A 12,767-nucleotide genomic window follows, 5' to 3' on the forward strand; every position below is an offset into this window, starting at 1 on the left:
CAGGCTGATGCTCACCAACGCGCCGAGACGGCCGGTCCGGCGCAGCGCCCGCCGCCCGGTGAGATCGGCTCCGGCGCCGAGCAGCGAGGAGCCCGCCGCCAGGCCGCCGAGGAACAGGTAGGCCGGGATGTCGTTGGCCCACGGCGATGCCTTGACGACCGGCCGGCCGTAATAGGAGGTGAATTCGACGTCGGGCACGACCGGTGCGCCGTCGCCACTCCCGCCCCGCCCGCGCCGCCGCCTGGCGCGCGTGTCGGTCATCGCCGACGACCCAGGAACGAGGTCACCGCGCCGGCGAACAGGCCGACCGCAGCGAGTGCGGCGGTGCGCCACATCGCCGGCAGATCCTTCGTCGTGACGACCGGATCCGGAGGCAGACCGTACACCTCGGGTTCGTCGAGCAGCAGGAAGATCGACCCGGCGCCCCCGATGCCGTCGGTGGGATCCTCGCCGTAGAGGCGCGCCTCGGGGACGCCGGCCTCGTGCAGGGTGTCCATCCGGGCCTTGGCCCGGGCCCGGAGCTCCTCGAGATCACCGAACTGGATGGACTCGGTCGGGCACGCCTGGGCGCACGCGGGCTTGTGCCCGGCGCCGAGGCGGTCGTAGCAGAGGGTGCACTTCTGGGCGATGCCCACGTTCTTGGTGGTCGAGCGGTCACCGATGCGCCGGTCGATGACGCCGAAGGGGCAGGCCGGCACGCAGTACCCGCAGCCGTTGCAGATCTCGTCCTGGACGACGACTGTGCCGAACTCGGTGCGGAACAGCGAACCGGTGGGGCACACGTCCAGGCACGCGGCGTGCGTGCAGTGCTTGCACACGTCCGAGGACATCAGCCACCGGAACTCGGTCCGTGACTCGGCTCCGGTCTCGGCGCCGGGCAGCGTCGTCGACGGCATACCCAGGTTGACCTTCGTCGTGTCGGTGCCCAGCATCGAGCGGTCGCCGGTGAGCGCCTCGTCCCCGGCCCGGTTCAGCTCGTCGCTCGCCGATGGCCCGGCGGGGACGCCGGACAGTCCGAGCTCCTGATGGCCCAGCTGCTTCGGCTGCTCGATGAACGCGACGTGGCGCCACGTGCTGGCCCCGAGGGCGCCGGTGTTGTCATAGGACGATCCGAGCAGATTGAACCCGTCGTCGGGGATGCCGTTCCATTCCTTGCAGGCGACCTCGCAGGCCTTGCAGCCGATGCAGACGGAGGTGTCGGTGAAGAAGCCCTTGCGCGGCGGCGCATCCTCCCAGCCGGCATTGGCGGCGACGCGCGGATCGGGTCCGGAGAACTGGCTCATGAACCCTCCGGGGTCTCACGGGTGTTGCCGGTCTCGATGGTCGTGCCGGCCCGGCTGCGATACTCCTCGACGTAGCGCAGCAGCGCCGGTCCGGTTGGTCGCGGGCCGGGCACGATGTCGCAGGTCGCCACCTTGGACTCCTGGATGTGGACGTTGGCATCCAGCGTCACGCCGAACAGGTCGTTGGCGGAGTCGCCGCTGACCAAGGCGTTGCCGCCCACTCCCCAGTGGTAGGGCAGCCCGACCTGGTGCACGATCTGATCGCCGATGCGCAGCGGCATCATCCGATCGGTGACCAGCACCCGCGCCTGGATCGCGGTGCGGGCGGTGACGATGGTGGCCCACCCGAGGTGCTCCAGCCGGCGCTCGCGGGCCAGTTCCGGCGAGACCTCGCAGAAAAACTCCGGCTGCAGCTCGGACAGGTATGGCAACCAGCGGCTCATGCCGCCGGCCGTGTGGTGCTCGGTCAGCCGGTAGGTCGTGAACACGTAGGGATAGACGTCGCTGTTGGCCTCGGGCGGCGAGGGGTTCTGCAGGTTGTCCTTGCGCTTGAACACCTGCCGGGTGGGATTGGCCTGCTGCCGGTAGAACTGGTTGCGCACCGGCGACTCGGCGGGCTCGTAGTGCGCCGGCATCGGACCGTCGAGCAACCCGGTGGGCGCGTAGAGCCAGCCCTTGCCGTCGGCCTGCATGATGAACGGATCGTCACCGGCGATGCCCTCGATGCCGGCGACACCGGGCTCGGGCCGGTAGGACGGCGGTTTGGTCGCCTCGAAATCGGGCACGTCATGGCCCGTCCACTTCTGCTGTTCCTCGTCCCACCACACGTAGGCCTTGCGCTCGCTCCACGGCTTCCCTTCCGGGTCGGCCGCGGCGCGGTTGTAGAGGATGCGACGGTTCGCCGGCCAGGCCCAGCCCCAGTCCGGGGCGACCCAGGACTGTTCCGAGCCGGGCGTGCGCCGAGCGGCCTGGTTCTTGCCCTTCGCGTACACGCCGGTGTAGATCCAGCAGCCACCGCTCGTCGACCCGTCGGCCTTCATGTCGAGATAGGTGTCCAGGTGCTCGCCGGCCTTGTCGCCGCTCAGGTGCCAGCCGTTGATTTCCTGCAGCACCGCCTCGGCCGACGGCTCGCCGTGCTCGTTGACCGGGTAGTCCCAGGCGAGATCCTGCAGGGGGCGGTCCCGCGACTCGCTCGACGCCGCCACCTTCTCGCGCAACTTCCGGCCGAGGTGGAAGAAGAACTCCAGCTCGCTACGCGCATCACCGGGCGGCTGCACCGCCTTGTTGTGCCACTGCAGAACCCGCTGGGTCTGGGTGAACGAGCCGTCCTTCTCGGCGTGGGAAGCCGCCGGAAGGAAGAAGACCTCGGTACCGATGTCCTCCGTGCGCAGCTCGCCCGTCTCGATCTCCGGGCCGTCCTTCCAGAAGGTCGCCGACTCGATGAGGTTGAGGTCGCGGACCACTAGCCACTTGAGGTGGGCCATGCCGAGGCGTTGCATGCGGCCGTGCGCCGAACCGACCGACGGGTTCTGACCGAGCAGGAAGTAGCCCTCGACCTTGTCCTCGAGCATGTCCATGACGGTCTGGTAGGTGCCGTGGTCCCCGGTCAGGCGAGGCAGGTGGTCGAAGCAGAAGTCGTTCTCGGCCGTGGCGGCGTCGCCCCAGTAGGCCTTCAACAGGCTGACCATGTAGGCGTCGGACTTGGCCCAGAAACCCTTCTGGGTCGGACTAGTGATCGCCCTGAGATAGTCGTCGAGCGTGTCGTGTTCCCCGGCCTTGGGCATCGGCAGGTAACCGGGCAGCAGGTTGAACAGTGTGGGGATGTCGGTGGATCCCTGGATCGAGGCGTGACCGCGTAGAGCCAGGATCCCGCCGCCCGGGCGTCCCATGTTGCCGAGGAGCAATTGGATGATCGCCGACCCGCGGATGTACTGCACACCGACCGAGTGATGCGTCCAGCCCACCGAGTAGACCCACGACGTCGTGCGCTCGCGCCCGCTGTTCTCGGTGACCGCCTCGCAGACCCCGAGGAACTGCTCGACCGGGACACCGCACGTCGCCGAGACCATCTCCGGCGTGTAGCGGGCGTAGTGCCGCTTCAATGTCTGGAACACCGAGCGGGGATGCTGCAGCGTGTCGTCCCGCTCGACGTCGCCGCCCCCGCTCATTGTCGCGCCGCGGCCGCCGAGTTCGTGTCCCGCGCCGCGGTCCTTCTGCGAGCCCTCGTGCTCCTTGTCAGTGTCGCCGTCGTCCTCGGGCGCTGACCGTTGGCCCGCGGCCGCCGGCTCCTCGGTGTTCTCGTACTGCCATGAGGCCGTGTCGTAGGTGCCGGTCTCCGGGTCGTAACCGGAGAAGAGGCCGTCGAGCTCGTCGGTGTCGCGGAAGTCCTTGCGCAGGATCGTCGGCGCGTTCGTGTATGCGACGACGTACTCACGGAAGAACTTCTCGTTCTGGAGGATGTAGTTGACGATGCCGCCGAGGAAGGCGATGTCGCTACCGGCCCGGAGCGGGACGTGCATGTCGGCGACCGCGGACGTGCGGGTGAATCGCGGGTCGATGTGGATGACCTTCGCGCCGCGCTTCTTCGCCTCCATCACCCACTGGAACCCGACCGGGTGGCACTCGGCCATGTTCGAGCCCTGGATGACGATGCAGTCGGAGTTGACCAGGTCCTGCTGGAAGGTGGTGGCCCCGCCACGACCGAAGGAAGCCCCCAAACTGGGGACGGTGGCACTGTGTCAAATTCGGGCCTGGTTCTCGATCTGGATGGCGCCGGCGGCGGTGAACAGCTTCTTGATCAGATAGTTCTCTTCGTTGTCGAGCGTGGCACCGCCGAGCGAGGCGATCCCTAATGTGCGACGGACCTTGCGGCCCTTGTCGTCGAGTTCCTGCCAGGTGCGCTGCCGGGTGTCGATGATGCGTTCGGCGATCATGTCCGTCGCCGTCTCGTAATCCAGCGGTTCCCAGTCGGTGGCGTAGGGGCGCCGGTACAGCACCGTCGTCTGCCGCTTGGGGTTGTTGACGAGTTGCTCGCTGGCCGAGCCCTTGGGGCAGAGCCGGCCGCGGGAGATCGGTGAATCCGGATCGCCCTCGATTTGGACGACCTTCTCGTCCTTGACATAGATGCGCTGGCCGCAGCCCACCGCACAGTAGGGGCAGACGCTCTTGACGATGCGGTCGGCTGTCTCGGTCCGCGCGACGTGCTTCGCCGTACGTGGGGACGCCGAGGCAGCTCCGCGGGCCAGCTTGTCGGGACCGGTCAGCTGACGCACCACCGGCCAGCCGAGAAACGCCTTCGCGAGACCCATGATCGCACCGTACCCACTGAGGTACCCGATCTGTCCAGACCGGGGGCGGACATTCGAGCGTGCCCGCCTCGCGGGTCGGCGGACGCAACTTCACCGGCCCGAAGATGATCGTGCTCGGCTGGTTGCCCGGCGGCCGGAAGCACCCGGACTCGCGTTTATTGCCCGCCGGTGCAGACGGCTCGTTGTCTCCCGCAGCGGCTCCGGGCAGAAGAGGCCGGAGGGCCGGCGGTCAGCACCGGCTGCAGGCTCACGACGACTGCTGCCACGCTCGCGGGCAGCCGCTCGCTGATGGCAAAGAAGACGCCGCCCAGGTAGCCGGCGTGCAGCAGCAGCCCCACGGTGGCGGCGCGGCGATACTCCGCGCTGGAGGCGGGCCACGGTGAGTGGGTCACCACCGCCAGCCCGGCTAGAAGCACGCTGGCTATTCCGAGACGAAGGGCCAAGAACGTGAACGGGTCGGCATAGGGCAGGCCGTACCTTGCGCCGACAAACCCCGTGCTCCACAACAAGACGAAGAGCAGCGGGGCGGCGGCGACTGCCACCCCGCCCGCGGTCGACGCTCTGGGCATGTGCCCAGCTTTCCGCACTCCATCCGGCAATTCAGACCCGGCGCCGCCAGGGCGAACGACCACATGCTCGTGACCTCCGCCTGGTACAGCGGGTCACCCGATCAGACGGCCGGCAGCGTCGTCGTGTCGGCATCGCGGGTCGGCAGGGTCAACTTCGGCGGCCCGAAGGTGATCGTGCTTGGCTGGTTGCCGGGTCGGTAGGTGGGCGCATCCACCTGCGTCAGGTCGAAGCGGATCTTGTCGCCGACGGCGAACTGCCAGTGGTTGCCGTACAGCGGCAGCCGCAACGTGCCCGTCAAGCTGTCGTATGCCGGCGCGTCGATGCGGTACGTCCCACGCGTTACGAGCAATGCGGGACCGCCCGCGGCCGGAAGCACCCAGACTCGCGCGTTGAGCGTCGCCGTGTTCGCCCCTACCAGCGTGTACGGCACCTGCACCGAGCCGAGCCCGACGTAGATCTTCGCTTGTGTGAGGGGGGCGGAGATCGCGGTGTAGCGGCCCGGGGAGCTCGGTGTCGTGGACACCCGGCACGCCGGTTCCGGATAGATCTCTGAGGGCAATCGGCTGGGTACCACAGCGTCGGTAGCGAGCCCGTCGGGGTCGGTGGCCGACAGCGGGTTGACGGTGGAGCCTGCCGGACCGACAACGTTGAGCGTTCCGTTCGCCAGGCCCTCAGGGGTCGACGCCGTCAGTTGCTGCGCCGCGGCCAGATTTGGGGTGTCGGGGTTGTTGGGACACAGCGTCGGCTCGCTGAACACCGTCGTCTGTTGCTGGTGGCTGCCCCCGATTTGCGCGAACAAGAACTGGTCGGCTTGGTTGTTCAGCCACTGCCAGGTTGCGGGCTTGTTCTGCGCCCGCGAGTGTCCGACGTCCGCGACCCCGACTGCGACCGGCCACAGTGGGTCGAGGGTCTTGAGGTACTTGAACATCCGAAACGATTCGACCGCTTCGAACAGGTCGTCGGTCCAGCCCTGGATGGAGAACACCGCTGTCTCGTGCCCGGCGATTTGCTGCGCCCGCCACCCCGGCTGGTAGTACGCGGAATGGCAGTCGCTGAAGTCCTGCCGGATCTGCGCGACCACCGGGTCGTCGACACCGGCCGCGTCGTACGGGTCGCCGGCGGCCACCCGGTCCAGCCACGTCGTGAACGTCTCGGGCGCAGTGCACGGCGCGGGCTTCACCGGTGTCGGCGACGTTCCCTCCTCGAACGTTCCGGTCGTCGTTCCCAGCGCGTACAGCCCGGCGATGTAGCTGGCCTTCGCGGCGCCGACCGGGTTGCCGGCGCCGTGCGCGTCCGGCGCGCCCTGCGAGGACGAGTAGGTGGGGTCGCCCGGCAGGAAGCCGGGGTGCCCGTTGGGGACGAGCGAGTACGCGAGGTCGGTCCAGCCGTACTTAGGGATTGCGACCTGCAGTTGCAGGACGGGCAGGGTCGGGTCGACGCTGTGCGGGAAGGTCCACATCGGGTCGGCCGCCTGGAGCCAGCTCTCCCCGCCGCCATACGAGCCCCCGGACACGGCGACGCGGTTGGGGTCGACATCGGGGAAGGCGGCGGCGGTGAGTGCTGCGAGGTACTGGCTGTCGCGGATCTCGACGTCTTTGTTCTTGACCCGGATCGTGCCGCTCGGCGCGCAGTCCGATCCGGCGGGCGAGCTGCCCGAGGGCACCGTCGGCGGGTGGCATGTCGGGTCGGTGCCGGCGGGCGTGTTCGGCTCGTCGGGACGGGTGGTGCCCTGGTCGGTGAAGCCTCGGGCGGTGTAGGTGAGGACGTAATAGCCGTGCTCGGCGAACCAATGGCTGTTCCAGTGGTACTTGTCGGCGCCGTCCCCGTCGTCGGTGGTCGATTCCCACTCGTGCTTGTTGTTGCCGAACCCGTGGAACATGACCATCAGCGGATGCGTCGTGCCCGTGCCGGCGTCCGGCACGGTGACGTCCACATCCAGTGGTGAACCGTCGAAGCTGTGCACCTCGCCCGAGCAGATCGTGTCGTCGCCGGGATAAGCCGCGCACGGCAGGCTCAAGGGAGCCGGGGCTTGGCTGGGGGCGACGGCCGCACTGGGCGTGGAGGCGACGACCGCGCCGGTGAGCAGTACGCCGGCGCTGCCGGCGATGGCGAATGCGCGGCGGATGGTCGGGTTCCGATGCATGAGCGCCTCGTAGAAGTCGGTGGTGTCTGGGACCTCGATGCCCATCCCGGCGGGGTGCTCTAACCGCTGCCCGAAGAACTGATCGCCTTGTCCGCTTTGCGAATTACGCTGCGTTCATGGCGAATGGTGTCCCGTCCGTCCGGCTTGTCTGGTCAACTCCCGCGGTGCTCAATCCACGGAGTGCGCACGTTTTACCGGCGGTAGGAATCGGGTACCGCTGCCCCGACGGCGCGCGTCCGTCGCGTCTCGCTTCCGGGGGTCGTCGCACATGGTCTTCATCGCTGGGTGGCGATCGCGTCGCCGTAGGGACAGCCGGTACGACCCGAACTACGACCCCCGGTATGGCGGGCAGTACGACCCTGGATACGGACCCCCGTACCGCAGGCGCGGCTTCGGCCGACCGTACGGGGGTTTCGGCGGCGGGGGCGGTTCATGCCTGCGCGACATGCTGATGCTCGAGGGAGGCTGCTGCCTGGCTGAGTCGCTCGGCTGCGGTCCGCAGCTGTTGTTGGTCGCGCCCAACGTCCTACGTCGAAGCCGGACGTCCCTGGACAAGGAGGCGCGGGGGCGCGGATTCCTCCTCGCCGCGATCGCCACCTATCAATCGCAGATCAGCCCCCGGCGACGGGCGTGTTGTCGCTACACCCCGACCTGCTCACACTATGCGGCCGAGGCGCTGCAGACACACGGCGTGGTCGGCGGTTCCTGGCTCGCTGGTCGGCGTCTACTTCGCTGCCGCCCCGGCCGGCCCGGAGGTTGGGATCCCGTGCCGCCGAGGGGCTGACATCGATGCCGGACGGGCCGGCTGACGACGAGTCGGTCGACATCGCCACGTCGCCCCTGGTGCAGATCCCGCGCGAAGATCGCCACCGCGACAAACTGACCGCATTGTGTGACCGGCCACTCTGCCGTCCGCAGGTGCTTGCAATTGCAAGCTCAGGGGTACGACCCGGTAGATCGTCACAACCCAGCCCTCGCACAGAGAGCGAAGTGGCGAAGCGCCGAGCGGCCCACGTCGCGACCACTGCGCGCCCTAGCACTGAATCAGTCAAGGAGAAAATATGTCGATTTTGAACCGCGCCCGTACTTCCGTGGGCGCCACCCTCGAGCAAAGCAAGTCCACGGTGGGCAGCGTGTCGGGCCGGGTCGCGGCGCTGCCGGCCGGGACGCGGGACCTCACCCGCAACGCGATCGCGCTGGCCCGCCGCCAGGCCTACGCCACCATGGGTGCCGGCGACGTCATAGTCGCGACCGTGACCCGGCAACGCGCGGAATTGCCGGTTCAGGCAAAGCACACGGCAGCGAAGCTCGTCGACACCACCAAGGCACGCGTCAACCTCGCCGCCGATCTCGCCGCCCAGACTCAAGAGAAGATCGCGTCGGCCGTCGGCGAGTTGACCGACCGCAGCGTCGACGTCGTCGGTTCACTCCGCAAGGTCACCCCGGCCGCCACGGCAACGCGGGTCAAGGATTCGACCCAAGGCCGAGCCGGCGAGGCCAAGGACGCCTACGAGAAATTGACCGTCCGGGGCGAGCAGGTCGCCGCCGACCTGCGTCACGATCCAGTTCTCGTCCGCGCCATCCGCGACGTCGACAGCCGGCTCGAGAACGCCGCCAACGGGGTCACCTCGGCGGCCCAGAAGGTCCGTGCCCGCGCCTTGGCCCAGGCCAAGCGGGAAGCCGCGGCCACGACCTCGACGCCGGTTCGGATGACGCCGGCCAACAAGGTGCCCGCGCACCGGACAACGGTGCGCAAGACGCCGGCCGCCGAAGCTCCGATCAGCACCACCCCCGCCTACCGCGCCGCCGCCGCTGAGACGGCGACACGCCGAGCCGCAGCCAAGAAGGCCGCCGCCACCCGCAAGGCGGCGGCCGAGCAGGCCGCGGCGACCCGGAAGGCAGCGGCCACGAAAGCCGCCGCAACGCGGAAGGCCGCCGCGGCCGCGGCGGAGGCAAAGCGCGAGGCAACGGCGAAGAAGGGCGCCGCCACGAGGAAGAAGAACGCAGCCGCCAAGGACCAGGCGGCGCACACGCGACACACTGCTGCGGTGAAGGCTGCGGCCACGCGCAAGAAGAACGCGGCGAGCGTCTGAGCGAACTCGAGGCCGGCCGCGGTGTGCGGCCGGCCCGACTCCTTCTTCTCCTCAAGATCGGAGGAGAGGGACCGCAGAGGACGAGCGCGCAGTCAGCCGGCGGGCTCGTCCTCGGCGTTGGCCGCAGCCTGGTCTTCGCCAGTCGGGTTGTCCGTCTGGGCCGGCTCCGGTTGCGTGTCGTGCTGAACGTCTTGTCGGCCGCGGTCGTCGTGGTCGGCCCTCACTAGCTCGCCCCGTCCTCGTTGCCGAGGGCGTCACGCTGCGGCTCGCCTGTCGTGTCGGCTTGTTCGCGCGCCTCGCGCTCGTCGTCCTCGGTCATGCCCATAGTGTCTGCGTCCGCCTGGGCTTGCTTCGCGGACTCGGTGTCGCCGGGTGATGTGCTCATACCAGGTGATGCCCAGCCGCCGGGGCCAGCAACCAGCGGGTCAGGCCAGGGGGTGTCGTCCGGTGCCTTCGCGAGGTCGCCGGTGGGTCGTAGATCCCGGCGCCTTCTTCGACAACGCCCCGAACGCGCTGTCCGCGCCTTTCTCGGTTCCGATTTGACGCGATTTTCGGGGCTACCCCGTTCAAGCCCAGAAGGCGTCTACGGCTTCTTGATCGTCCGCGACAGCCCGGTACTCGCACCACCGCCCGTCGGGTGCGAGCCGTAGGGCCTGCGCCAGCAGCGTGTCCATGTACCGACCGTCGTCCCGCCGAGCGGTTACCCGCATCAACACCCCGACGAGATCGCCGGTCACCGCCACCGTCTGCGGGTGAAGACGGAGCGTCCCGCCGGTGGCCGCTTGTGTGGCCTTGAAGTACTCGATCAATGCGTCGATGCCGGCGCGGGTTCCGCTCGAGGGATTGTTGCCCTGCACGTGCCACGCGACGTCCGCGGTGTAAAAGCGCCGCGTGCCGTCGATGTCATCCGAGTTGTGGAGCGCGGCCATCTCGTACACCGCGCGCACCTCGGCGTCGGAACCGCCGGCGCTCGAGGCTTCCGGATCGGCTGGCCCGACGGCAATGACGTCCTGTCCGGCCGTCCCGAGACCAAGACCTTCGCCGGCGCGGACAGCGTCCTTGAGCCCGAGCAAGGGATGATCGTTGCGCGCGTCCATGTACGCCTTGAGCGTGTCCATCCACATGTGCGTCGTCCCCGCGTGGTTGGACACCACGATGGCGTCGTAGTCGCGCTGCCGCATCGGCTTGATCATGTATTTCATGATCATCGCCCAGTGCGTGGCGTCGAGCGCAGCGTTTGCCTGATACAGACGTACGTAATGAACCAGCCATGGATTGGTCGCCAAGAGCGCTTCGGCATCGGCCGACTCGAGCTCGCGAAACCCGTCCCGACCCACGGCAGCAGCCAACCGTGCGGCGATTGACACGGTCGTCAGCGAACGCAGTACGTCCCGCTGCCCGGCGTCATCAAGGACGTCGAACTGCTCCAGCACATGTGTGTCGTAGCCGGGGATGGCGATGCCCAGCAGGTTGTCGCGGACGATGAATGCCGTGTCGTGGCCGCCGCTGGGAGCGTTGTACGCGTCCAGGTCGTCCCAAGGACAGGCGTACTGGCGCAACTCGTCGAGCATGAACTCGGCCGTGAACTCCGGGCGCCCCATGAAGATGCGCATTTCGGCCCGTACCGACCGAAGCAACAGAGAGGACCGATCCACTCGCGCCAGCGCGGAGGGATCGTCTGGGGCAAGCTCGCCGTCGCAGATGGGAAGGAGATCCTCGTTTGCGATCTCCTCGAGAGCGGCACACCGCTTGAGCAGCGTCAGGAACATCTCCTCCGCGACGGTGCCCGAGAACGTGATCGGCGGGTCGGAGCCGAAGGCCCCGGGAAGCATGAGTGCCGCCTGTGGCTCGCCGGGCACGTACACCGCCACCGGTGGCATGTTCCACAGCACGTAGGACAGGAAAGAATCGCGCGGAGGGCCACCCGCGCGCGAGGCCAGCGTCGCGACGTACCGGCGAAACGACGTGGCGCCGGCACGCAGCGGACGCAGCGCCGCGCCCGGTGCGGCTCCGGCCTCCTGGCTGTGCCGCTCCAATGACGAGCCGACCATTCCGAGCATGACAAGCAGCCGGCGGCACTCTGGTAGCGAACAGTCGAGCGGGGACGGAAGGTGTTCGAGTTTCGCCTGCAGTTCCGCGCCGAATGCGGCGGCCGTTCGCCGTCCGGCCAGAAGCTCGGCGTTCCAGGTCGAGAGCTCGACGCGGAGCCAGTCCAGCAGCTCCCCTGTCGCCTCGGCATCGCCGCGCGCAGCTCGCGTCCGCGCGAGGGCGTCCAACGCCTGCGGGCTGCCGTGCAACCGATCCCCCTCTCCGCGGTGGGTGCCGACGGGGTCAATCGCCGATCTTGGTCGTCCGGCCGCCCGGGCACAACTCGGGCCGCGCTCGAGCGCGGTCGCGACGATCTGCGCGGTCGCAGTTTGCGTGACATGATCCCGCGCATGGGCTTGGCCACCGGATCCGGTGTCGCTTTTCTGTTCACGGATATCGAGGGCTCGACCAAGTCCGAACGCGGGGTCGGATCGGCGATGTGGGCCGATGTGGTCGGGCGCCACGACGAACTGCTCCGCGCGGCGATCGAAGGTCAGGGCGGATCGGTCGTCAAGACCGAAGGCGATGCGTTCTTCGCGTCGTTCCCCAGCGCCGAGCAGGCCGTGGTCGCCGCCGCGGAAGCGCAGCGCGCCGTCGCCGCAGAGGCCTGGGACGGGGGTCTGACGATCCGCGTGCGGATGGGGATCCACCTGGGGGAGGGCCGGCTGCGGGCCCGGATCGCACCGACCGACCCCGAGGACTACGTCGGCATCGACGTGAACTACGCAGCGCGCATCGCCACCGCCGCCAACGGCGGCCAGATCGTGCTCTCGGCCCCGCTCGTGGAGTCGCTGCCGACACCGCTGTCGGAAGTTGCGGGCTTGGCTGACGTGGAGGTGGTCCTCGACGGCTTGCGGGCGGTCAAGGACTTCGAAGAGCCGGCGCCGCTCTTCCGGCTCGTCGTGCCGGGCGCCGCCGAGGACGACCGGCCGCTGCGCACCATCGATGTCCCGACCAACCTGCCCGGCGACGTGACCCCCCTGGTGGGGCGCGAGGCGGAGATCGAGCTCGTGCACCGCGACCTCGAGGCCTCCCGGGTCGTCACCCTGACCGGTCCTGGGGGCAGCGGTAAGACCCGTCTCGCCATCGCCGCAGCCCGCGGCCTGCGCGACCGGTATCCGCACGGGGTGTGGCTGGTCGACCTGGCCGCCGTCGCCGACGTCGGGCTCGTCGAGCCGGCGGTCGCCACGACCGTCGGGGTGCGCGAGTCGCCCGAGCAGACGATGGGCGAAGCCCTGCACGCGCACCTGCGCGAGCGCACGGCCCTGCTTTTGCTGGACAA

Annotated in this window: 8 protein-coding genes and 1 pseudogene; 3 read left to right on the forward strand and 6 right to left on the reverse strand. The window is 68.9% G+C overall.

The genetic code is table 11. The features are described from left to right. The 5 genes and pseudogenes from ABR571_RS16260 to ABR571_RS16280 all read right to left on the reverse strand — a co-directional run. A pseudogene (locus tag ABR571_RS16260) lies at positions 1-261 on the reverse strand (nitrite reductase); the annotation flags it as partial. Then, positions 258-1,283, reverse strand: a complete 1,026-nt coding sequence (locus ABR571_RS16265) for a 4Fe-4S dicluster domain-containing protein (RefSeq protein ID WP_409454255.1) — start codon at positions 1,281-1,283, stop codon at positions 258-260. The pseudogene ABR571_RS16260 and the gene ABR571_RS16265, both read right to left, overlap by 4 nt. Then, on the reverse strand, positions 1,280-4,591 hold the full coding sequence (gene fdh / locus ABR571_RS16270) for a formate dehydrogenase (protein WP_409454256.1): 3,312 nt from the start codon (positions 4,589-4,591) through the stop codon (positions 1,280-1,282). Before fdh ends, ABR571_RS16265 begins: the two co-directional genes overlap by 4 nt. Positions 4,592-4,746: 155 nt before the next feature. Continuing rightward, entirely contained in the window at positions 4,747-5,160 is a 414-nt protein-coding gene (locus ABR571_RS16275) for an EamA family transporter (protein WP_409454257.1), read from the reverse strand. A gap of 101 nt (positions 5,161-5,261) precedes the next feature. After that, positions 5,262-7,349 carry an alpha/beta hydrolase family protein gene (locus ABR571_RS16280; protein ID WP_409454258.1) on the reverse strand — a complete coding sequence of 696 codons (2,088 nt, stop codon included), beginning with the start codon at positions 7,347-7,349 and terminating at the stop codon, positions 5,262-5,264. Positions 7,350-7,755: 406 nt separating this feature from the next. On the opposite strand from ABR571_RS16280, the gene yidD reads away from it, so the two are divergent. Together yidD and ABR571_RS16290 are read left to right on the forward strand one after the other, a co-directional pair. Beyond that, the gene (gene yidD / locus ABR571_RS16285) at positions 7,756-8,088 is read left to right on the forward strand and encodes a membrane protein insertion efficiency factor YidD (RefSeq protein ID WP_409454262.1); all 333 of its coding nucleotides are present in this window, start codon (positions 7,756-7,758) and stop codon (positions 8,086-8,088) included. Positions 8,089-8,365: 277 nt separating this feature from the next. Beyond that, the gene (locus tag ABR571_RS16290) at positions 8,366-9,397 is read left to right on the forward strand and encodes a hypothetical protein (RefSeq protein WP_409454259.1); all 1,032 of its coding nucleotides are present in this window, start codon (positions 8,366-8,368) and stop codon (positions 9,395-9,397) included. Between the two features lie 566 nt (positions 9,398-9,963). On the opposite strand, the gene ABR571_RS16295 is transcribed toward ABR571_RS16290, so the two are convergent. After that, complete coding sequence (locus ABR571_RS16295) at positions 9,964-11,694, reverse strand: nuclear transport factor 2 family protein (protein ID WP_409454260.1); 1,731 nt, start codon at positions 11,692-11,694, stop codon at positions 9,964-9,966. A 129-nt stretch (positions 11,695-11,823) separates the two neighbouring features. Between ABR571_RS16295 and ABR571_RS16300 the strand changes: the two genes are divergently transcribed. After that, on the forward strand, positions 11,824-12,767 hold a 944-nt coding region (locus ABR571_RS16300), incomplete at its 3' end, for an adenylate/guanylate cyclase domain-containing protein (protein ID WP_409454261.1).

It is taken from the genome of Jatrophihabitans sp. (genome assembly GCF_046262535.1).
Lineage (GTDB): Bacteria > Actinomycetota > Actinomycetes > Mycobacteriales > Jatrophihabitantaceae > Jatrophihabitans.

Bases quoted from the DNA above. Each gene is read 5' to 3' on its own strand.
- ABR571_RS16265 (WP_409454255.1), bottom strand. From the start codon at position 1,283: ATGAGCCAGTTCTCCGGACCCGATCCGCGCGTCGCCGCCAATGCCGGC.
- ABR571_RS16275 (WP_409454257.1), bottom strand. From the start codon at position 5,160: ATGCCCAGAGCGTCGACCGCGGGCGGGGTGGCAGTCGCCGCCGCCCCG.
- ABR571_RS16280 (WP_409454258.1), bottom strand. From the start codon at position 7,349: ATGGGCATCGAGGTCCCAGACACCACCGACTTCTACGAGGCGCTCATG.
- yidD (WP_409454262.1), top strand. From the start codon at position 7,756: ATGCTCGAGGGAGGCTGCTGCCTGGCTGAGTCGCTCGGCTGCGGTCCG.
- ABR571_RS16290 (WP_409454259.1), top strand. From the start codon at position 8,366: ATGTCGATTTTGAACCGCGCCCGTACTTCCGTGGGCGCCACCCTCGAG.